Source organism: Clostridium sp. CTA-1 (assembly GCF_054768215.1).
Map to the genome: position 1 here is coordinate 15177 of NZ_BAAAAP010000009.1, position 21418 is coordinate 36594.

Below are 21418 nucleotides of genomic sequence, written 5' to 3' on the forward strand. Positions count from 1 at the left end.
TGGTACTATTTAATTTACTTACAATTTAGCATTCTAATCTTACATTTTTGTAATACATCAAATAAATATATTTATTTAATGTTTTTTAATATTTCTTTTAGAAGCCTCCAATATTTTTCAACTGAAGATATTTTTAAATGTTCATTAGCTGTATGAACATCTATTATATCTGGGCCAAAGCTAATCATATCTGTATCTTTCATGGTTTCTTTAAACAATCCACATTCAAGTCCTGCATGAATTGCTGTTATAGTTGGTTCTACATCAAATAGGTTTTTATAAGCTAAAACAGATACATCTCTTATTTTAGAATCTTTATCGTATTCCCAGCCTGGATATTCTGACTCTCTTTTAACAGTAGCACCAATAGCCTCTGCTAAAGCTTCAATTTTATCCGCTATTTCAAATTTTCTGCTATAAACTGAACTTCTTATAGAAGATATAATTTCAACTTCATCTTCTTTTGTATTTATTATTGCAGTATTTAAGCTACTTTCTACAAGACCTTTTATATCTTGACTCATAGATTGTACTCCATCTGGAACTGATGTTAAAAATCTAACAATTGACTGTGTGTTATTTTTGCTTAAATGCTTGTCTACTTTATCTGAACTTTCAACTTTTATTTCCACTGAAGAATCTTGTACACTATATTCAGCTTTTAAATCCTCCTGAACTTTACTTAAAATTTCTTTAACTTCTTCTATTTTATTTTTATCTAAAGTTATTACGGTACTACACTCTCTAGGTATAGCATTTTCTTTTGTTCCACCGTCTATATGTGCAATATTAAAATCAATGTACTTACTTAAAGTATATAACAGTCTACCCATTAATTTATTTGCATTTCCTCTTTGCTTAACAATTTCCATTCCAGAATGTCCACCATTTAAACCTACTACTTTTATTTTAATAGCTTCTTTTTCGCATTTTTCTGACTCTACTTTTATTTTTGTAGTAGCTGTAATACCTCCTGCACAGCTTACTATAAATACGCCATCTTCTTCTCCATCTATATTTATAAGCATTTTACCTTTTAAATTTTTAGTGTCTAATGCAAAAGCCCCATCCATACCATCTTCTTCATTACTTGTAGCAACAAATTCTATTGGTGGATGATCTATATCTTTTGAATCTAATACTGCAAGTCCATAAGCTATAGCAATGCCATCATCTCCACCTAATGTTGTTCCTGTAGCATAAATATAGTCATCTTCTATTCTTAATTTTAATGGATCTTTTTCAAAATCATGATCTACATCTTTTAATTTTTCACAAACCATATCCATATGACCTTGTATTATTACAGTCGGTGCATTTTCATATCCTTTTGTACCAGGCTTTTTAATTATTACATTTAAGGCCTTATCTTGACATACCTCTAAATTTCTTTCCTTTGCAAAGCTAACTAAAAAATCACTGATTTCTTTTTCATTTCTTGATCCATGGGGTATTTTAGTTAATTCCTCAAAAAAATGAAATACTGATTTAGGCTCTAAATTACTTAATACTTCCATCATATAACCCTCCTAAAATTCATTAATATATTTTTAGTACAACAAATAAACAGAGTTCTTGGACTTCAGAGGGAGTTTTTACTCCCACTGAAGCTTAGAAATCGTTATCCAGGGACGTAGCCGCTCTTTACTCCCACTTTGAAGAAAAGCAGAGAGTCCAAATCTTCGATTTGGTGCGAATCGCTTTCACAGAGTGCAATGGGAGTATTAGAGCAGGTAGTCATCGGATAAAAAATTACAAACATGATTGGAACCACAAATTTACATTTTAAATATAAATTTCAATTTCAGCTACTGATATCAAATATATTACAATTTAACCATTATTTCAATGTTATTTTTTTATTAATACACAAGTTTTGCAGTATTTAAACAACATATTTGATAACGTTTACTTAAACTAATTATTCAATTAATTACTTTTTTCATTAAAGTAATAGTATTTTCATAATTATTTAATGCCCTTAATTTGTTATTTTCGACAATATTTAATTAATTCTTAATTTTTCTTATAGTTGCCGCCTTGCTTCACTATAATTTAATTGTTTTTGAGAATAAAAGTAACCTACACCTCTTTATGATTTTTAATAAACATGAAAAAAGAAAGGCATCTTAAAATAAAATAGATTTAACTTTAATACTAGAAATATTAAAATTAAACCTATTTTGAGACAAGCCTTTCTATATTCTTCTTATAATTGTTACATCTCTCTAAATCTTGTCTTGAAAATCTATTCTTCTAATTTTTTTAATTCCTGAACAAAATCAAGTACCGCTTCTTTTTTTGTTGCCCAGGAGGTAACTAATCTAATAGCAGAGTTTTTATTGTCTACCTTTTCCCAAATATTAAAAGAAAATTTTTCTTCTAGTTTTTTAATGCTTTCATTACTTAAAATAGGAAAAACTTGATTACTTTTAGATTCCACAAAAAACTTACAATTAGCTTCTTTTAGACCTTCAGTTAAAATGCTCGCCATTTCATTTGCATGATTTGCAAGATCAAAATAAAGATTATCCTTAAATAGTTCCTCAAACTGTATTCCTAAAACTCTTCCCTTAGCAAGAAGTCCACCCTTTTGTTTTATGTTATACCTAAAATCTTCTTTTAAATTTTGATTTTTTATAACTAAAGCTTCTCCAATGAGAGCTCCATTTTTAGTTCCACCAATACAAAATGCATCTGAAAAATCACACATATCCTTTAAAGTTAAATTTGATTCTTTAACAGCAAGGCCAGAACCAAGCCTTGCACCATCTACATACAAAATAAGATTTTTATCCTTGCAAAATTCACTTAAATTTCTCATTTCTTCTTTGTTATATACGGTTCCAACTTCTGTTGAGTTAGAAATATAAACAAGCTTTGGTTTAACAAAATGCTCATTTCTATAAGAATCTAATACCTCTTGAATTTTATCTGTGGTAATTTTTCCATCTTTTGAATCTACAGTAATTACTTTGTGTCCAGTATATTCAATAGCACCTGTCTCAGGACCTGCAATATGACCTGAATGTACACATACACAAGCTTCATGAGGCCTTAAAAAGGAACTAATTGAAATTAAATTTGTTTGAGTTCCTCCAGATATAAGATGAATATCTACATTTTCATTTTGTACTAATCTCTTTATTATAGAAATAGCATTTTTAGTATGAGAATCTTTTCCATAACCTTCTTCTTGAGTATTATTTGACTCTGCCAATGCCTTTAGAATTCTAGGATGGCATCCTTCGCTGTAATCACATTTAAAACTATACATTTACAAGCCCCCCTCTATGATTTAATGTTGATGTTTATAAAACAGTTTACATAACTACTCTTTTATAAATTTATATAGAACTATATGAATGGATAGATGAAAAGTTTAAATACATCAGACTACAAATATGACCCCAAATCACATTTTATAGATTGGTAATCAATCCCAAATCACCTTACCAATTAAAATATATTACAAATTAGCGCTTATTTCAATGTTATTTTTTTATCAACATTCAAGTTTTATAACATTTAAATAACTTACCTGATAACTTTTATTTCATTTATTATTTAATTAATTACTTTTTTCATTAAACCTATAACATTTTCATAATATTCTATAAGAATTAATAATCTTATTTATAGTATCCTATTAATTTTTCTTATAGCTAAACTATTACTTCAGTATAATTTTGTCATTTTTCAACTAAAAATTACTATAACCCCTTATAATTTTTAATAAATATAAAAAAAGATCGTCTCAAGATATTTAACATAACAAATAAAATCCATTTTGACACAACCATTTCTATAATAATATTAATAATAATTCTTATATTACAAAACTGTAACTTTAAGAGGCAAAATTGTAATCTAAATAAATGGTTCAAATCCTATTTACTATTTATAATTAAATCATAAGTTAAATAAATTTTGAGGAGTGATTTAATATGAAACAAGTAGTAGATTTATTAAAAAAATTAAAAAAGAAGAATGTTAAAGAAAAAAATTCTAATGAAATACGAAACTTATCAAAAGAAGTTTTAGATTTAAATACTTTATTAAACAATAACATATTATTTTAAGATTGTGCAAAGGCTATTCATTATTCATATTTTCTTGCAACAGCTAAAATTCTGGTTATATTTTCACTAGCCTTTTCCACGTTTATTTTTCCTTTTTTAAGGGCACTTTTTAAGTCCGTAACTCCCCTTAAAATTCCTACAATAGAGTCAATTCCATTTTCATATAAAATATCTATATCATCTCCAATATGTGCTACGAAAGCTATAACTGGTATATTAAATTCTTTTGCGACTTTGGCTACTCCAAAAGGAGTTTTTCCAAAGATTGTTTGAAAATCTATACTACCCTCTCCTGTAAACACAAAATCTGCATTTTTTACTTTTTCCCTTAATTTTGTATACTCAATTACAAGATCAATTCCTTTTTCAAGTTTAGCATTTAAAAATGTCATAAGTCCAAATCCTAAGCCTCCTGCTGCTCCTGCTCCTGGTACTTCTTTTATATTTTTACCTAACTTACTTTCTATAATATTTGCAAAAGAAGCTAAATTCTTATCTAATATTTTTACTATTTCAGGGGTAGCTCCTTTTTGAGGACTAAAAACATAAGAAGCTCCTTTTTCTCCTAAAAGTGGATTATCCACATCACAGGCAACCTTTATATCTACATGTTTTAATCTTTCATCTAATTTTTTTAAATCAATTTCCTCTAGTTTGTCTAAATATCCTCCCCCAAAAGGGATTTCCTTTTTATCTTTATCTAAAAGTTTTGCTCCAAGAGCTGTCACCATACCTGCACCACCATCATTTGTTGCGCTACCACCGATACCTATAAGTATTGTAGAAACCCCTTTATCTAATGCTTCCTTTATAAGTTCTCCTGTTCCATATGTTGTAGTATATAAGGGATTTCTCTTTTCAGATTCTATAAGATGAATTCCACTTGCACTAGACATTTCTATAACTGCAGTTTTATAATCTCCAAGTATTCCAAATACAGCATGTACCTTATTTTTCCCATCTGGGCCTGTTACCTCAGCATGAACTATTTGTCCATTTGTTGCGTCCACTAGAGATTGAACTGTTCCCTCTCCACCATCTGCCATAGGAACTTTCACACATTCAGCATTTTTTAAAACTTTTTTTATTCCCTTTTCCATAGCATATGCTACTTCCTTTGCTGTCATACTTTCTTTAAAAGAGTCTGGAGCTAAAATAAATTTCATTTTTGTAAGGTTGTTCATTTTAATCCCTCTTTAATTTATATTTTAATATTTATTATACCTTTTATTTGTACATATTAGGAGAAAATTTAAAATCAACAATGATACCAGTATAAATTATCTCCCATAGATTATCCTAATATAATAAATTTAAATAATCCATTGAAATATGTTAAATTTTTTATATTAGGATAATCTATTACTCAATTGTAAAACATAAATAATATAAAAATGTTATGGAAGTGATATTATGAGTAAAATATTAATTACAGGTGCAGGTTCTGGTCTTGGGAAGGCTTCTTCTATTGCTTTAGCTAAAAAAGGACATAAAGTTTATGCAACTACTCATAAAAAGTCTCAAGCAGAAAATCTAAAGGAGATAGCCTTAAAAGAAAATATAAGTAAGAATATTGAAAGCTTTAAGTTAGATATAACTTTAAAGGAGGATAGGGATATTGTAAAGAATTTAGATATAGATGCATTAATTAATAACGCTGCTATAGGAGATTCTGGTTCTGCATCAGAAGTTTCAATTGACAAATATAGAAATGTATTTGAAACCAATGTATTTTCTGCTTTAGAGCTTACTCAAATTGTATTTAATAACATGATTAAAAAAAATGAAGGAAGAATTATCTTTTTATCTTCCTTATCTGGTAGAATTACAATACCTTTTTTATCACCTTATACATCTAGCAAATTTGCTTTAGAAGCAATAGTATCTTCTCTAAAAGAAGAAATAAAAGAACTTTCTGACTGCAACATTAATATAATTTTGATTGAACCTGGAGCTTATAAAACTGGCTTTAACCAAATAAATATTGATAAACAGTTTGTATGGATGAAAGAACAATCATATTTTAGAGATAAGCTAGTAAAGCTAAAAAAGAAGCAATATAGTTACTTTGAACTAATGGAACATAAGTCTTTTGATTCTATAGTAAGTCAATATATAAATGCTATAGAAGATGAATCTCCTAAATTCAGATACAAAGCTCCTTTAGTTCAAAGTGCTTTTACCCAAGGACAAAGAATATTAGGTAAATAAGATGTACACCTGATTAAAAAGTTAATACTTTTCATTGTTTCTTTATTATTTATATAAAAGCTAGAGCCTGATTCTTTTCAAGAATATCCTGCATTTTTTCAATATTTTCTGGTTTTATTTTTATTTTACGTATAACACCTAGTTTATTGATCTTAAGTTTTAAAAGTTCATGATCCCATTCATAATCATCAAGTTTAAACATAATTTATCCTCTTTTATTTTCATTTGTAAATATATATAATAATCTCATCAAAACATATTCTACCTTTCAGAGGCTCGATATCCTGCCGCTTCAGCCTCTTGTGTTGTTAAAATATTCATCATTATTTAAATTCTCAATTTCCTTATTGTAGTATATACTGACTGGAACATGATATATCTTACTATTTTTATCCCCTATAATTTTAGCATTGTTATCACTGTGTTCATCCTCTGACTCTATTGGAGATGATTTAACAGTTGGTGGAGCTAATACATTTGCAGAAATAGGATTTAATACTTTAGGCTGTACAAATTTTAATTTTACTTCTGGACTAAGGGTTCCAAATATAGTCCCAACATTTTGAGCTCTGTTGATTGGTAATGACTGTTCTTCTGTTTTATTTAAATTCGAAGAAGCAAATAGTTCTTTTATATCTATACTAATACTATAACTAAATACTCCCAAATAATATCCCGCACCTATAACATATAGTATAGTTGCTGCTCTTATTCCTAATATGCTTCCTGTACTTCTGGCTTTCATTAATAATATAAGAAATATAATACCTAAGTAAAAGCAAATTATAGTAATCTTCATGAAAACTCCCCCTTACATAGGAAATTATATCATATCATTGTAATATTATTCTATATTTTCCTTAAAGCTATTGTAAATCTAGTAAAATACCATTTATTAAATTCAATAATAACTGAAAAATTTATAAATTTTTTCAAAAAACATTTTTCAAAAAAGAGGTTGTCTCAAAATAAAAACAGCCTTAATTTTAATATAGTAAATATAAATAATACATGTAATAAACATATAAATGAGCTTTAGTAGTTCTTAATTTGACGGAATTAAAAATTTTTGTAATTCCTCACAGGACGTGAGGAGCCAGTAGTGAAGCCAAGGAAGGCGCCTCTACTGGGTAAAAAATTCTTAATGGAGTCAAATTTAGAACTGCTTAGCAAAATGAATTGCTTTATGAATGCATTACTTATATTTACGGTTTTAAAATTAAGGCTATTTTGAGACATTCTCTTTAAAATGAAAATTTATATAAATACTTTTTTAAATTATTTTCATTTATACAACTTATATTATGTTCTAAATATAACTTCTTCTTTTGAGAACATATATCTTGCAAATGAAATAGATGCAACTATATATACAATTATCCAGCCAAAGGTTATTGCTATGTGAGTATAGTTATAAATTCCAGCTAAAAACTCTTTCATAAGACAAACTCCATTTGTAAGTGGTATATTAAAATAAAGCATTCCTATATTTTTAGGGTCTTTCATCATAACCATATAAATTAATACCATAGCTATAATAGTTATAGGGCTTAGGTACGTTTGAGCTTCTTTAAATGATTTTGCATAGATACTAATGGCAAGTTGAAGTGCTCCAAATACCATTGTATATAAAATAGGTAAAATCATAATAAGAACTAAAGTAGCTGGTCCTAAATTTAGTCCTGCATCGCCAAACATTCCATTGGGTTGATTCATTGTTAGTATTATTCCAATTAAATAAGCACAGGACATTAATATTCCCATTACTGTTATTGCAAGAAATTTTCCTACAAGTAAAGATGTTCTTCCTGCTTTTGTTGTAAGAAGTGGTTCAAGTGTTCCTCTTTCTTTCTCTCCTGCTCCTAGATCTACTGCTGCTCCAATTGTACTTGTTGCACTGTAAAGCATTAAAAGTAAAGGAATCATCATTGAAGCCATTATTTTCCCAAAACCATCATCTTTATCTCCAACCACATTATCTACAATATTAATTGGTGTTAATATTGATTGATCTATATTTTTCTTTTCAAGTCGTTTTGAAACTATTTGTTTTGAGTATTCATCTATGTAATTTTTAATCATTGATACAGCTGTCATTGCATCATTACTTGAATTATCATATTTTAATTCTATTTTTTCATTAGAATCCTTTGATATGTTATCATCAAATCCTTTTGGGATTTTAATCTGTATATATACATCTCCTTCTTTTATATCTTCATCAATATTTTTAGAGTTTATTACCTTAACATTTTTATGAGATTTTATAAATTTAGAAAAACTGCTATTTCCTTGATCTTCTATAGCTATTTTAAGATTGTTTTGAACCTTATCACTATCAGACTTCGCCATTTTGCCAATAGCAAAAGACATTATGGGTAAAAGAATTATTGGAATTAATATACTTAATATTAGTGTTTTCTTATCTCTAAATAAATCTAAAAGTTCTTTTTTCAATACTACTCCTATTACATTTTTCATACAATCACCTTCTTTACTTTGCTATTAAATTTATAAATATTTCTTCTATGCTATTGTTATATTTTTCTTCAAGTTCTTTAAGCTTTCCTTCTTCTACTATTTTACCTTTATGAATTATAACAATCCTATCACATAGCTTTTCTACTTCTGGTATTGTGTGACTTGAGAATATAATAGTTCTCCCATCACTTTTACATTTTAATATAAAGTCTTGTACAATTTTTGCAGAGGTAACATCTAATCCTATAGTTGGCTCATCAAATAAAACCACAGATGGATTATGTACTATAGATCTTGCAATAGCTACTTTTTGCTTCATACCTCTTGAAAATTTTCCAACTCTTCTATCAAGATATTCTGTCATGTCTAAATTTTTTGCAAGTTCCTCTATACTTTTATTAGTTTCTTCTTTAGACATACCATTAAGCTCTGCAAAATATTTTATATTTTCCCTTGCTGTAAGTCTGTCATAAAGACCAACTTCACCACCAAACAAAATACCTATTTCTCCTCTTACCTTATCCGCTTCTTTACTTACGTCATGACCGTTTATTAGCGCTTCACCCTCTGTGATTTTAAGCATAGTAGCAAGCATTCTAAGAGTCGTTGTTTTACCTGCTCCATTTTCTCCAAGCAAGCCAAGTATTTCTCCATCATTTGCTTTAAAATTTATGCTATCTACTGCTGTTACACCTTTTTTAAATCGTTTAGTTAAATTTTTAGCTTCAATCATAGCTTCCTTTAAGCCTCCTTAATAATAAAATATAGTTCTTTATAAGATTGCTTGTCCTCTTATTACAATACTATTTTGTTACTTTGTAAAAATTAATATGTAATAAATAAAAATTTAGTTATAATTATAACATATTTGTAGCTAAAAATGCATTTTTTGTATTATATTTATATCTACTGGTTCAAATGACCATGGTTGTTTAAAAATGACAAGCAAGTTGCAAAAATCAAAAACTTTATAGTTCCATATAATTTAGCACATGCTTACACAAAGATAACTGCTTTTTAAAGAAAATCAATTTTTATATAACGCTATAAAGACTAATGTTATAATTAAAATATGAGCAAATTATAACTAAATACACATTGGTTGGATGAGACGGAGGACGATACATATATGATTGAAAGCATAAGCCATATTACTTTTGTTGTGAAAAATTTAGACAAAACTACTCAATTATTTAAAGAACTGTTTAATGCTAAAGAAGTCTATTATAGCGGTGAAAAAAAACATTCTTTATTTAAGGAGCGTTTTTTTATTATTGGTAATCAGTGGATCGCTGTTATGGAAGATGAAAATATACTTAACAGAACTTATCATCATGTAGCATTTAAAATATCAGATTCTGATGTAGATAGTTATTTAAATAAAATTAAAACTTTAAATTTAGAGTTAAAGCCTCCAAGAAAAAGAGTATCTGGGGAAGGCTATTCTATATATTTTTATGACTATGATAATAATTTATTTGAGCTTCATACAGAAACATTAGAGAAAAGATTAGATTCATATATAGAGATAGATACTATATAAACTTAAAATACGAATAAAGGAAAGTCATTTTTGACTTTCCTTTAAAATTCATATATTATCAACATTATTCTAGAACATAGCTTAAATAAAAAAGCTATCTTTTTTCTAATTTATCTTAAATTTCTAAACAAAGCTTTCCATGTCTCTTTTCCTACAATTCCGTCTACAGAAAGGTTACAATCTTTCTGTACTGCTTTTACTGCGGTTTCAGTACCATCTCCAAATACACCATCTGCTCCTGAGGAACCTACTGGATAGCCTATATTGATAAGCATTTTTTGTATTGCTTTAGTTATTCCACCTTTGGCTCCTTTCTTAACTATTGGTGCTGCATTTGATGTTGCCTCTCCCGCTATTCCATCTACTTTTATATTTCCAAAGCCCTGGCTATTTATTTCTTGTTGAAGTTCTTTTATTAAATAATGATTACCATATATAGTTGAACCAGAATTACTTGAGCCAGAACTAGTTCCCCCAGAACCAGAATTTCCACCTGATGGAACATCAGTTGTTTTTCCTACTAAACCTTTTACTATAGCATCTGCCATCTTATCTGCATTAAACCTACTCATGTCCCCAGAATTATCACAGAAACAACATTCTATAAGCATAGACTTAGCTTTTGTATTTCTAATTACATAAAGGTTACTTCCATCTTTTATACCTCTATTTGTATAACCTAGGGAAACTATATTATTTAACACAGAAGTAGCTTCACTAAACTTATTTCCTCCATAGGTTAAAACCTCTGTTCCATAAGCACTACCATTAAAAGCATTAAAATGAATAGATACATATAAATCTACATTGTTATTGTTAGCTGTATTCGTTCTATAACTTAAACTATCTTGTAAACTACTACAAGTATCTTGTAAACTACTACAAGTATCTTTATAACACTTAATAACTGTATGGCCTAAAGCTTGTAATTTACTTATTACTCTAGTGCCTACTTCTCTGGTTAGATTTGATTCTGCTTTTATTCCCACAGCCCCATAATCAGCTCCAGATAAAGTATGACCACAATCTATTCCTATTTTCATAATATTCCCCCCCATATATAATATATAATTTTTTTAAAACAAATGTTACTTCTGGAATTTTGTTTTCATCTATATATATGACTAGGAGAAAAAACTGTAGAAAATATTTTAAAACTTTACTTCTTAAAATAAATTTGCTAGTTTTAAATTCTTCAAAAAATAATTTTGGTGTTTATCCATATGTCTTTTATTTCTATTAGTTCTAATTTATATACATAAAAATACTCTTTAAATTAATTATATTTTATATTAATCTAAAGAGTATTTTCATAATTAGACTCTACCACATTTTATTATTTATATAGTGTTCTATTAATACTATGACTTCCTTTATTTTTTTATAATCTATTCTATCTACAGTATCTTTATTAGAATTTATCCAGGGTAAAACTAATTCATTTTTATTTTCTTTCTTTATACAATTAGCTCTTCTTATTGTAAACATATTAAACTGTTCCTCATAAAAACTATCATAAACACTATCTAAGAATTGCCCTACTAAATATTTTATATTTTTTTCCTTTAAATAATCTATAAAATCATTTTTAAATGTGTTATGCTTTTCATTACTACTTGATATTAGTATATTGCTTCCCCTACCAACACACTCAATATTAATTACTTTTACATTTTTATAATTTTTTAATGTTTCTAATACACTCTTCTCATTATCAAAGAAAATAAACTTTGTCTTTTTTCTATAATCACTTAGTTTTTCTGATAGTATTATAGTTGATATTAGTCCTGAAGTGTTGCTATCAGCATCATATCTAAATAAGCTATTATAACGTGTGATGATTATAAATTCTGGCTCATTACATAATGTTTCTATGTTGTGATTACATTCATTTGAAATATGTACATCATATCCACTATTACATAAAAATTCTTTGATTTTTTCACTAGCTCTTCCTTTATTAAAACTATCATCTCTTAAATATGAAAATATACCATATAATGTCTCAATCCTGTTTGTCAATTCTAATTGCCTTCTTTCGTAAATTAATCTTATTAATATAATAAGTTTTAATTTTAGTTATTTATTGTTATGTATAATACTAATGTCTATAATCACTTCCTTTACGTTAATGCTCTTTTATATTTATGTCCTAATTTAATTATATCACAGTATATTTTTAAACTCTAAAAGCATGTTGTTAAATATTACACAACACCTTAAAATATTTTAATTTTTCACATTCTTACCACTTTATACATAAAAGATTAAAATTCTACAAATTTATCTTCACCCTTCTCATCTTCAAAATCAATTTCAATAGTAACATGTTCTATTCCTCTTTTATTTATTAGTTCTCTAATATTATTTTTTATTATAAGTTAATAATATATATTCTTATCTAACAAAAAACCCCATACATATTGATAAGTAATATGTAAATCCTATAAATATACTTAATAATAATTAGCAAGTCTTATTATTGAAAGGGGCTTAAATTTATGAATAGAAACAAAAAAAATAAAAATGTTAAGGTTAATAAGGCTATAGAAAATTCAGGCAATAGCAATAGCATAGATGCTTTAAATTCTGCTAGTAGTAACACTCAGAAAAATACTAAGCATAAAAACAAATAATAATTTACGTGCCAGTAGCTTGCTCCTAGAAATGAGTTTTCTAATTTTGGAACAATGAATTACCACAAAAGTAAAGGAGTCTGTATAAAAATATATTTAATTTTGATACAGACTCTTTTCTCTATTTTATATTTAATTTTATAATTTCAAGGCTAAATGCATCTATAACTTCTATATATTCATTATTACCTATTTTAATTGTTTAACTCTATAAGTATCATAATAATAAAATACTCCTTCCACTATGATGCCTATTCCAATACCTATAGCATAAGCTAATAAATCCTTCCATGAAAATACGTATCCTAATACTAATCCACCTAAAGTTGTTTTTCTTATATTATCTATCCAGTTAGAATGGTATAATTGGCTTATTTCAATGAGATAACAAGATATTAGAGCTATTAATGCAACTATTTTTGTTTTTGTACCTTTAAAAATAAATGCAAATAACATAAAAATCATTAGTGCCCAAAGGGCATCACCTAAATATACATTTAAAAAATCCGGTATAAAATATTTTAGCTTTCTTGAACATAATCCCAAAAACATTACAATTAATGTAGTAAATCCATATACTAACCTATTACGATTACGTTTATAATCCATACTTAAAAACCTCATTTAAAACAATTTTTATTTAATTTTTAATACAGGTTAAAATTTATATTTACTCAAACATAAATTTAAATCTTTAAATAATTCTATCTGTTATTATATCATCATTAATATATTTTTATAAACGCATTTACAATTTTTTATATAAACAAAGTTCTTGGTTTTAGTTGAATTTACACTCTATCTTAAACCAAGAACTCTATTTATATAACTATGCCATTTTTTATTAATAGTTTTTTAAAACCACAATTCCTGATTATTTTATAAATTCTTATTATAGAGTTTATACATTAAGAAAAATTGATGACTTTAATCATTCTATTTATTTATAAGTTTTTGTATGTCTATCTTCTTATCTTGAAGTCCATTTTTTATCATAAAGTCTTGAGTTTTTTCAAGCTCTTTAATGTCTTTATCTTTTATTGTCATATCGAAATCATACCATTTATACATTTCTTTTGTTTCTTCAATAGTTAGTCCAACTTCCTTTGATACTACTTTTAATGCTTCTTCCTCATGTTCTTTCATATATTTTAAAGTTTCCTTATGAGTAGCTTCAAATTTATCTACTAAATCTTTATGCTTGTTTAAAAAATCTCCACTAACTGCAGTTACTATTGTCCCATCAACTATTCCTTCTCCATTTACTACTACTTTACCACCATTTTTTATAGCCTTTAAAGCAACTGGACCTGCTAATAATGCAGCATCTACATTTTTATTATTTAATGCAGCAAAACCTTCTGGTAGACCCATATTTATAAATTCGACATCCTTGCTTGTTAAGCCCTCTTTTTCTAAGGCTCCTACTAATAATTGATGCAGCACTGTTCCTTTAGGTCCTGCAACTTTTTTACCCTTTAAGTCCTTTGCTGTTTTTATATTTGGATTATTGCTAATTATCATGAAGGCCTTTGGTGCTCTACTATATACACCTATTATTTTTAAATCTACTCCATTTGCTCCTGCTAATATAGCTGATGTGCCACCAAGAGCATGAAGAATTTGTAAGTCCCCTGAAGCTAATGCTTGAGTCTGCTCAGGTCCAGCTGTTATCTCATGCCAGTTTATTTTTATATTTTCTTTTTCAAAACTCTTGTCAAAGGATTTTTGCTCCTTTTCTAATATAGATGGTACATTTAAAGGAGCTTTAACATATGTAAGATTAATTTCTTTAGGATTCTCTTTTTTCCCTTCCTCCTTTTTATTAGCACTACTACAACCTATAAACATAGAAGTTGTTATTAGTAAAGTCATACATAATGATAAAATCTTTTTCTTTTTCATATTACACTCTCCTTTTAATATTCTATTGTGTAAAGTCCACTTCTTAAATAATGTAAAATATACATATTTAGTAGTTACAATTAAATATTCTATATATAGTACCCTTCCTTATAAAAATGAACTTCTTTATATATGTATGTTTTTAATTAACTTTATAATTTTGAAAGTATATCTTTTTTTATATTTAATAGTTTTTCTGAAGATATATCCCGTGGAAATTCTAGGTCTACATTATATTCTTCTAAAACCTTTCCTTTATCTAAAATAACTATTTTATGACCTATCAATAATGCTTCATCCACATTATGGGTTACAAAAACTATGCCCTTGTTAGTTTCCTTGTAAAGCCTTAAAATTTCCTCTTGCATATAAGATCTAGTAAAAAAGTCTAAAGCAGCAAAGGGTTCATCCATCAAAAGCATATTAGGCTCATAGGCTAAAGCCCTGCCTATAGCCACTCTATGGGCCATTCCTCCTGATAATTGTGAAGGATATGCTTCTCCAAATTTCTCTAACTTCATAAGGTTTAAATATTTATTTTCAATATTAATCTCTCTCTTATTTAAAAAGAATGTTAAATTTTCTCTAACATTGAGCCAAGGGAAAAGTCTGCTTTCCTGAAAAACCATACCTATTTTAGGTTTTACTAAAATATTATTATGATAAAATTCTACCTTACCGCTAGTGGCATCATCCAGATATCCTAAAAGTCTAAGTAATGTAGTCTTTCCACAGCCACTTCTTCCTAATATAACAGTAATCTTGTTATCCTCTAATAAAAGAGTTAAATTATCTAAAATTTTAACTGGCTTGCCATTAATACAAAATTCTTTGATTACATTAGTTAATTTATACCCCTTCATTATTATTCACCTCTTGTGCATAGTTAAATTTATTGGTTAAAAGGCCAAATACCCAATCACATACTGTTCCTAGAATACCTATTGATAATATTCCTACTATAACTACTGCGGAACGGGATAACTGCTGGCCATCTAAAATTAAATATCCTAGCCCTGAAGAAGCTGCCACCATTTCAGCACCAATTATGGCTCTCCAACTATACCCTATGCCTAATCTCATACCAACTAAAATATTAGGTAAAGCCCAAGGTATTATAATTTTTTTAAATATATTTATCTTACTAAGATTAAAAGTCTGTCCAACTTCTATTAATTTTTTACTACAGCTTTCAACGCCACTAATGGTATTTAATAAAACAGGAAAAAATGAAGCTAATACTATAATTATTATTTTAGATTTTTCTCCTATGCCAAACCAAAGTATTAAAAGTGGCACTAAAGCTAGTGGTGGTGTATGTCTTAAAAATCCAAGTAGATTTTTAAAATAATCATAGATACTCTTATTAACACCAAATAGTATGCCTAAAGGAATTGCTAAACATATGGTTATAAAAAATCCCTCAAAAACTCTTAAAGTACTTATAGCTATATGCTTAATTAAAGCTCCTGATTTTATTAATTCTCCTAATGATACTATAACTTCTTTCGGAGTTGGTAGACTATACGGGTTCCACCACTTCAGTATACTACCAATACTCCAGATAATAAGGATTATTGTTATAACTAAATGTTTTTTTAACTTAGACACCATCTCCATTATTACATCCTCCTAAGCAATATAACATCTCAATAACATCATACTCCTCTTTTAAAAAGGATTCATTAAATTTATTTTCACCACTTATTTCTAAAACATTTTCTGAAATATCTCTAAAGAATCCTAAGGGAATTGGAGATAAATTGCATTTTGAGGCTACGTCTATATTAAGCTTGTCACACACCTCTAACCAAGTATAAAATTCTATACCTGGTTTATTTTTAAAAATATCTTCCCCTAATTTTTTTAAAGCTTTGCAAGGTGTTGTAATAATAAGTTTATCTTTTTTTATATCTTTTATATAAAACTTATATAAATATCTTGCTGTATGAATTAAAATGGGCTCAATTTTAGGTATATTATATTTATCTTTATCAATATTCTTATTAGCATAATCAACAGCTACAGGACATCTTGTATCTAATACAGTCTTTTTAGAATTCATTATTTCATTTCTAAATTTATTTTTAACCTGTTCAAGTTGTCCACCTGCTGAAACTACTTTAAATCCTTTTTTTCTAATATTATTTTTAAGACCATCTAAATCTTTTTTGTACATTTTTTCAACTACAGGATTCATCCAAATATAGTTCAAAGCCTTCACCTCTTGATAATAATTTTCATTAGCATATGTTATATATTATCAAATCTTGTCTTATTAGTCAATTTTTTTGTATAATTATGTCTAAAATGCGAATAAGAGCCGCTTATATAGCGGCTCTTACTTTTAACATGTTAAATATTGGATTTTAAAAAACTTTTATTAAATAATTTCTTGTTCTTCTACATGATATAATGAAAGAATTTAATAATTTTTGAAGTTCAGTATTGTATTCTTACATTTTTCATTTTTTAATAGATTTATATTTTAAAGAAAATTATTTGGATTCAATGGCCACTTTCCATATTTTCTAGCGGAAGCCATAAATTGATCAATATTTTCTAGAGGAACTCCCCCTGAAAGATCACATCCTGATGCTAAAATATATCCACAAGGGCTATCATATGTCTTTTGAATACAAGTTTTTACTGCTAAATCCACATCATTAGTACTGCCTAAAATTAACGTACCTACTGGATCTACATTGCCAAGAATAGGAACTTTATCTCCTACTACTTGTTTTGTATATTCTAAATCTACTCGATTATCTACACTAATCATATCACAACCTGATTTCACCATATCTCCTACAATTGCGGTTGTATCTCCACAAATATGATAACAAACCGTTCCTTTTGCATCATGAATATCTTCCATTAAGTCTATTGTATATGGCAAAACAAATTCTAGATATTTTTTAGGATTAAGAATTGTTCCTGATGCAATAGGATCACATAACAAAATAAGGGAACCTGTCTTTATAAACTCTCTGCAAATCATTTTTAATCCCTCGGTACAAAATTTAACCAATTGATGTAACTTTTCAGGATTTTTTCTAGTTGCTCTTAATAAATCTTCTGTTTTATAAATGCTTGCAGCGGCAGTAAAAGGTCCAGATATCAAAACACCAGTTGGAACCTCTTTGCCTACTTTATCAATCAAAATATCACAAGCTTCTATATGTAATTGAAATGCCTTATCCTTTTTAAGTTCCAATTTTGACATATCTAATTCATGAACATTATTCAAATCATCTAATGTATATTTCATAATTGCTGGAACCGAATCTTCTGGATCACTCATCTGAGTACCTAAAGCCATACCCACACCATGTAATCCATATTCAATGACAGTTAAGTCATTACCAAACCTTTCATAACATGCAATCTGTGCTTTAGCTTCATTCAAAGCACTGCTTCTTTTTTCTTTATGAGTCATTCCTAATGCTAGCCCAGACATGGAGCAAACAACTGGCATAGCAAGGATTCTATCCATAGGTTTTCCTGTCATAAATGCAGCTAATCGTTCATTAGGTGTCATTTGATCATCTTTATGCATATAATAGCCTCCCTATATAAATTATTTTTTAGATAATTTTAACATCACTTATTTAAGATTATCACTTTAAATAATAGCTAGTCCAATAAATATTTGTTATTATAAAGTATCTACGTTATAAATTATTTTTATAATAGCAAAAACAATTAGTAACATTTATTTCAATATAGTTCAGCTTTTTTATATACTAATAATATTTTTATTCACACATATTATATATTGTTCAATATTTTAATGAGCCTTTATAAAGTTATACCTAAAATATGAATAAGAGCTACTTTTTTATTAGCGGCCCTTATTTACATCTTAGGCATTTCCTTATATTTTATTAATATTTAAAAGAAATCAAACACCTTGAATTTTTCTTATTACATTAATATTTACTCTTTTAGGAGGTTCTCCTGAATCTTTGCCTCTTACAGTAACTTTTTCTACCGGTATGCCCATTTCTCTTGCTATTATAGCTTTTACTCTTGGTCTACAAAAATTACCTTGGCAAAACCCCATACCTGCCCTTGTACGTCTTTTTATTGCATCTGTAGATTTTACAGGAATTCCTCTTTTCATTGCATCTATTATTTCTGATTCCGTTACTTTTTCACACCTACATATTATGTTTTTAGTTGGATCTTCATCATCTATCTTTCCATCAAAGGATTTATCTTTTTTAATAATTATGGGCTTTCTGTAGGGATTGAATTTTTCATTTTTTATTAATTGCAATCCAGCTTCCTTAAGAATTCCTACTATTTTTTCTGCTATAGCTGGTGAAGATGTAAGTCCTGGTGAATCTATACCTGCTGCATTTATAAAGCCTTTAACTTTAGTTTCTCCTATTACAAAATCTCCTGTACTACTAATTGCTCTTATTCCTGCAAAGGTAGTTAAAGATTTTCTTACGTCAAAATCTGGTATAGATTTTCTAGCTGTTTTTATTATATATTCTATACTTTCTATATCTGTTCCTATATCTTCTTTGTCTACTACCTCCTGTGCATCAGGACCTATCATAAAGTTTCCATGATAAGTAGTAGTAACTAATATTCCTTTTCCTTTTTCTGTTGGCACTTGGAATATAACCTTATTTACAAGATAACCTTGATCTTTGGTAGAAAGTACATACTGCCCTCTTCTTGGCAATATTTTAAAATCATCCATCCCTAGCATATTGGCTATCTTATCACTATATAATCCTGCAGCATTTACAATATACTTACTTTTTATTTCTCCTTTATTAGTATTTATTATAAAAGCTTCATGTTCTTTATCTATAGTTAATACTTTTGTTTCTAATTTTAAATCTACTCCATTTTCCATTGCATTTTCAGCAAGGGCTATAGTCATTTCATAAGGAGAAGCTACACCAACACTTTTAGCATATAATGCAACTTTAACCTCTTTATTTATATGAGGTTCCAATTCTTTTATTTTATCCCCGTATATTATTTCTAGATCATCACACCCTATTTTCACACCATTTTCATATAATTTTTTTATTCTATTTTCATCATCTTCATCAAAGCCTATTACTAATGCACCTGGATTTCTATATCCAAAGTTAAGCTCTTTTTCCAGCTGATTGTACATACTGTTTCCTTTTATACATAATTCTCCCTTTAGGGTTCCATATTTAGCTACATATCCACCATGAACAATACCACTATTTGCTTTGGAAGCTCCTGTTCCAACATCCTCCTCTTTTTCTATAAGACATACTTTTAAATTATACTTTGATAACTCTCTAGCAATGGCTGATCCAACAACTCCAGCACCTATAATACTAACATCATACATAATTTCACCCTCTTATTTTTATTATTTTAAATTTAATTTCAAGTTCCCGAACAATTAGTATCCTTTAATATCTTTTATTATTATCTTAATACTATTTTACATCTTAAAATAAGAAAACAAAAGTACAATTATAATATTTTAAATTTGAAAGAATATTACAAAAAATTTTAAAGCTATATGTGTATCATATGCTACCATCATATATATAACAACAAAAAACATCGCTTAATAACCGGCTATAAAACATAAGAAAAAACTATTGTAAGATAAATCCAAATTCATCTGTTGACTCTCACATTATGGTATACTCTATACTGTAAATGAGCTCAAAAAACACATATATGTGAGGTATATATAAATGTTAAAAATAGGTGATTTTTCAAAACTATCAAGAATCAGCATAAGAATGCTTAGGCATTACAATGAAATAGGTTTGCTTATACCTGAAAGTATTGATGATTTCACAGGATATCGTTATTACAGCGAAGCACAACTCCCTGTTGCAAATCGTATTACAGCATTAAAAGATATGGGATTTAGCCTTGCTGTAATAGGCCAAATTCTATCTCAATATGGCGAGCCCCATAAGCTTAAAACCTATCTTCAGTTAAAACAAAGGGAGATAAAAGAGGAAGCTGACATCTTAAACCAGCGACTTTTACTTCTAGAAAGCACATTAAATAGATTGGGAAAGGATGATAATGTTATGAATTATAATGTTACCTTAAAAGAGTTACCAGAAAGAACTGTTGCAAGTGTACGTAAAGTTATCCCTTCTTATGATCAAGAAGGAATGCTTTGGCATATTCTAGTGAATGAAACTGCAGATCTTCAAATGCAAGACGATAGTCCATGTTATACCCTTGCAATCTTTCATGATGGAGAACATAAAGAACAGGACGTTGATGTGGAAGTACAAAAATCTGTTAAAGGAAATTATAAGAATACTGAAAATGTAGTATTCAAAACAGTTGCCCCTATTCAAATGGCATCAGCAACTTATCAAGGTAGTTATGAAAAAGTCAATGAAGTGAACGAAGCTGTTGCTAATTGGGTTCGTGATAATGGTTATGAATTTAATGGATTGTCTTTCTGTATTTATCATGTTAGCCCTTATGAGACACAGAATCCTGAAAAATGGGTGACAGAAGTATGTTACCCTGTAAAAAAGAAATAACCTTATATAATAAATGCCGTCTGCTTTAAA

21 protein-coding genes and 1 pseudogene are annotated in these 21418 nt (G+C 28.0%); 6 read left to right on the forward strand and 16 right to left on the reverse strand.

Annotation, left to right across the window (positions count from 1 at the left end; genetic code table 11):
• Positions 1-71: 71 nt before the first annotated feature.
• Complete coding sequence (locus tag ACYUEW_RS09060) at positions 72-1517, reverse strand: aminoacyl-histidine dipeptidase (RefSeq protein ID WP_460276614.1); 1446 nt, start codon at positions 1515-1517, stop codon at positions 72-74.
• 731 nt (positions 1518-2248) lie between these two features.
• Entirely contained in the window at positions 2249-3277 is a 1029-nt protein-coding gene (locus tag ACYUEW_RS09065) for a threonine aldolase family protein (protein ID WP_460276615.1), read from the reverse strand.
• A gap of 670 nt (positions 3278-3947) precedes the next feature.
• Here ACYUEW_RS09065 and ACYUEW_RS09070 point away from each other — a divergent pair.
• A complete protein-coding gene (locus ACYUEW_RS09070) occupies positions 3948-4082 on the forward strand; it encodes a hypothetical protein (RefSeq protein WP_043013507.1) in 135 nt (44 codons plus the stop codon).
• Between the two features lie 20 nt (positions 4083-4102).
• Here ACYUEW_RS09070 and ACYUEW_RS09075 read toward each other — a convergent pair whose 3' ends face one another.
• Positions 4103-5248, reverse strand: a complete 1146-nt coding sequence (locus ACYUEW_RS09075) for a glycerate kinase family protein (RefSeq protein WP_460276673.1) — start codon at positions 5246-5248, stop codon at positions 4103-4105.
• Between the two features lie 247 nt (positions 5249-5495).
• Between ACYUEW_RS09075 and ACYUEW_RS09080 the strand changes: the two genes are divergently transcribed.
• On the forward strand, positions 5496-6293 hold the full coding sequence (locus tag ACYUEW_RS09080) for an SDR family NAD(P)-dependent oxidoreductase (protein ID WP_460276616.1): 798 nt from the start codon (positions 5496-5498) through the stop codon (positions 6291-6293).
• Between the two features lie 49 nt (positions 6294-6342).
• Here ACYUEW_RS09080 and ACYUEW_RS09085 read toward each other — a convergent pair whose 3' ends face one another.
• From ACYUEW_RS09085 to ACYUEW_RS09100, 4 genes are all read right to left on the reverse strand, one after another.
• Entirely contained in the window at positions 6343-6495 is a 153-nt protein-coding gene (locus tag ACYUEW_RS09085) for a hypothetical protein (protein ID WP_460276617.1), read from the reverse strand.
• 90 nt (positions 6496-6585) lie between these two features.
• Positions 6586-7092 (reverse strand): hypothetical protein, encoded by a 507-nt coding sequence (locus ACYUEW_RS09090; protein ID WP_460276618.1) that lies wholly within the window; start codon positions 7090-7092, stop codon positions 6586-6588.
• Positions 7093-7595: 503 nt separating this feature from the next.
• A complete protein-coding gene (locus ACYUEW_RS09095; RefSeq protein ID WP_163224137.1) occupies positions 7596-8774 on the reverse strand; it encodes an ABC transporter permease in 1179 nt (392 codons plus the stop codon).
• A 13-nt stretch (positions 8775-8787) separates the two neighbouring features.
• Positions 8788-9507 carry an ABC transporter ATP-binding protein gene (locus ACYUEW_RS09100; protein ID WP_003485104.1) on the reverse strand — a complete coding sequence of 240 codons (720 nt, stop codon included), beginning with the start codon at positions 9505-9507 and terminating at the stop codon, positions 8788-8790.
• A 168-nt stretch (positions 9508-9675) separates the two neighbouring features.
• On the opposite strand from ACYUEW_RS09100, the pseudogene ACYUEW_RS09105 reads away from it, so the two are divergent.
• Together ACYUEW_RS09105 and fosX are read left to right on the forward strand one after the other, a co-directional pair.
• A pseudogene (locus tag ACYUEW_RS09105) lies at positions 9676-9795 on the forward strand (IS1595 family transposase); the annotation flags it as partial.
• Between the two features lie 108 nt (positions 9796-9903).
• Positions 9904-10317, forward strand: a complete 414-nt coding sequence (fosX, locus tag ACYUEW_RS09110) for a FosX/FosE/FosI family fosfomycin resistance hydrolase (protein WP_460276619.1) — start codon at positions 9904-9906, stop codon at positions 10315-10317.
• Between the two features lie 110 nt (positions 10318-10427).
• Here fosX and ACYUEW_RS09115 read toward each other — a convergent pair whose 3' ends face one another.
• Together ACYUEW_RS09115 and ACYUEW_RS09120 are read right to left on the reverse strand one after the other, a co-directional pair.
• The gene (locus tag ACYUEW_RS09115; protein ID WP_460276620.1) at positions 10428-11360 is read right to left on the reverse strand and encodes an N-acetylmuramoyl-L-alanine amidase; all 933 of its coding nucleotides are present in this window, start codon (positions 11358-11360) and stop codon (positions 10428-10430) included.
• A gap of 280 nt (positions 11361-11640) precedes the next feature.
• The gene (locus ACYUEW_RS09120; RefSeq protein ID WP_003485101.1) at positions 11641-12339 is read right to left on the reverse strand and encodes a hypothetical protein; all 699 of its coding nucleotides are present in this window, start codon (positions 12337-12339) and stop codon (positions 11641-11643) included.
• Between the two features lie 479 nt (positions 12340-12818).
• On the opposite strand from ACYUEW_RS09120, the gene ACYUEW_RS09125 reads away from it, so the two are divergent.
• The gene (locus tag ACYUEW_RS09125) at positions 12819-12953 is read left to right on the forward strand and encodes a hypothetical protein (RefSeq protein WP_003485100.1); all 135 of its coding nucleotides are present in this window, start codon (positions 12819-12821) and stop codon (positions 12951-12953) included.
• 189 nt (positions 12954-13142) lie between these two features.
• Here the strand turns inward: ACYUEW_RS09125 and ACYUEW_RS09130 are convergent, their stop codons facing one another.
• From ACYUEW_RS09130 to ACYUEW_RS09160, 7 genes are all read right to left on the reverse strand, one after another.
• A complete protein-coding gene (locus ACYUEW_RS09130; RefSeq protein ID WP_003485099.1) occupies positions 13143-13562 on the reverse strand; it encodes a ribosomal maturation YjgA family protein in 420 nt (139 codons plus the stop codon).
• A 327-nt stretch (positions 13563-13889) separates the two neighbouring features.
• Positions 13890-14858 (reverse strand): ABC transporter substrate-binding protein, encoded by a 969-nt coding sequence (locus tag ACYUEW_RS09135; protein WP_460276621.1) that lies wholly within the window; start codon positions 14856-14858, stop codon positions 13890-13892.
• 152 nt (positions 14859-15010) lie between these two features.
• Positions 15011-15721 carry an ABC transporter ATP-binding protein gene (locus tag ACYUEW_RS09140; protein WP_460276622.1) on the reverse strand — a complete coding sequence of 237 codons (711 nt, stop codon included), beginning with the start codon at positions 15719-15721 and terminating at the stop codon, positions 15011-15013.
• Positions 15708-16472, reverse strand: a complete 765-nt coding sequence (locus ACYUEW_RS09145; protein ID WP_460276674.1) for an ABC transporter permease — start codon at positions 16470-16472, stop codon at positions 15708-15710. The genes ACYUEW_RS09140 and ACYUEW_RS09145 overlap by 14 nt, the downstream gene beginning before the upstream one ends.
• Positions 16462-17073: a hypothetical protein gene (locus ACYUEW_RS09150; RefSeq protein ID WP_265203706.1), complete on the reverse strand. Its 612-nt coding sequence runs from the start codon at positions 17071-17073 to the stop codon at positions 16462-16464. The genes ACYUEW_RS09145 and ACYUEW_RS09150 overlap by 11 nt, the downstream gene beginning before the upstream one ends.
• 273 nt (positions 17074-17346) lie before the next feature.
• Entirely contained in the window at positions 17347-18417 is a 1071-nt protein-coding gene (locus ACYUEW_RS09155) for a uroporphyrinogen decarboxylase family protein (RefSeq protein WP_265203707.1), read from the reverse strand.
• A 345-nt stretch (positions 18418-18762) separates the two neighbouring features.
• Positions 18763-20211, reverse strand: coding sequence for an FAD-dependent oxidoreductase (locus ACYUEW_RS09160; protein WP_460276623.1), 1449 nt, complete (start codon positions 20209-20211; stop codon positions 18763-18765).
• A gap of 358 nt (positions 20212-20569) precedes the next feature.
• On the opposite strand from ACYUEW_RS09160, the gene ACYUEW_RS09165 reads away from it, so the two are divergent.
• A complete protein-coding gene (locus ACYUEW_RS09165) occupies positions 20570-21388 on the forward strand; it encodes a MerR family transcriptional regulator (RefSeq protein WP_003485086.1) in 819 nt (272 codons plus the stop codon).
• Positions 21389-21418: the final 30 nt, after the last annotated feature.

What these genes read in the sequence shown, in the direction of transcription:
- ACYUEW_RS09060 (WP_460276614.1), bottom strand. Translation starts at nt 1,517, where the DNA reads ATGGAAGTATTAAGTAATTTAGAGCCTAAATCAGTATTTCATTTTTTT.
- ACYUEW_RS09065 (WP_460276615.1), bottom strand. Translation starts at nt 3,277, where the DNA reads ATGTATAGTTTTAAATGTGATTACAGCGAAGGATGCCATCCTAGAATT.
- ACYUEW_RS09070 (WP_043013507.1), top strand. Translation starts at nt 3,948, where the DNA reads ATGAAACAAGTAGTAGATTTATTAAAAAAATTAAAAAAGAAGAATGTT.
- ACYUEW_RS09075 (WP_460276673.1), bottom strand. Translation starts at nt 5,248, where the DNA reads ATGAAATTTATTTTAGCTCCAGACTCTTTTAAAGAAAGTATGACAGCA.
- ACYUEW_RS09080 (WP_460276616.1), top strand. Translation starts at nt 5,496, where the DNA reads ATGAGTAAAATATTAATTACAGGTGCAGGTTCTGGTCTTGGGAAGGCT.
- ACYUEW_RS09085 (WP_460276617.1), bottom strand. Translation starts at nt 6,495, where the DNA reads ATGTTTAAACTTGATGATTATGAATGGGATCATGAACTTTTAAAACTT.
- ACYUEW_RS09090 (WP_460276618.1), bottom strand. Translation starts at nt 7,092, where the DNA reads ATGAAGATTACTATAATTTGCTTTTACTTAGGTATTATATTTCTTATA.
- ACYUEW_RS09095 (WP_163224137.1), bottom strand. Translation starts at nt 8,774, where the DNA reads ATGAAAAATGTAATAGGAGTAGTATTGAAAAAAGAACTTTTAGATTTA.
- ACYUEW_RS09100 (WP_003485104.1), bottom strand. Translation starts at nt 9,507, where the DNA reads ATGATTGAAGCTAAAAATTTAACTAAACGATTTAAAAAAGGTGTAACA.
- fosX (WP_460276619.1), top strand. Translation starts at nt 9,904, where the DNA reads ATGATTGAAAGCATAAGCCATATTACTTTTGTTGTGAAAAATTTAGAC.
- ACYUEW_RS09115 (WP_460276620.1), bottom strand. Translation starts at nt 11,360, where the DNA reads ATGAAAATAGGAATAGATTGTGGTCATACTTTATCTGGAGCTGATTAT.
- ACYUEW_RS09125 (WP_003485100.1), top strand. Translation starts at nt 12,819, where the DNA reads ATGAATAGAAACAAAAAAAATAAAAATGTTAAGGTTAATAAGGCTATA.
- ACYUEW_RS09130 (WP_003485099.1), bottom strand. Translation starts at nt 13,562, where the DNA reads ATGGATTATAAACGTAATCGTAATAGGTTAGTATATGGATTTACTACA.
- ACYUEW_RS09135 (WP_460276621.1), bottom strand. Translation starts at nt 14,858, where the DNA reads ATGAAAAAGAAAAAGATTTTATCATTATGTATGACTTTACTAATAACA.
- ACYUEW_RS09140 (WP_460276622.1), bottom strand. Translation starts at nt 15,721, where the DNA reads ATGAAGGGGTATAAATTAACTAATGTAATCAAAGAATTTTGTATTAAT.
- ACYUEW_RS09145 (WP_460276674.1), bottom strand. Translation starts at nt 16,472, where the DNA reads ATGGTGTCTAAGTTAAAAAAACATTTAGTTATAACAATAATCCTTATT.
- ACYUEW_RS09155 (WP_265203707.1), bottom strand. Translation starts at nt 18,417, where the DNA reads ATGCATAAAGATGATCAAATGACACCTAATGAACGATTAGCTGCATTT.
- ACYUEW_RS09160 (WP_460276623.1), bottom strand. Translation starts at nt 20,211, where the DNA reads ATGTATGATGTTAGTATTATAGGTGCTGGAGTTGTTGGATCAGCCATT.
- ACYUEW_RS09165 (WP_003485086.1), top strand. Translation starts at nt 20,570, where the DNA reads ATGTTAAAAATAGGTGATTTTTCAAAACTATCAAGAATCAGCATAAGA.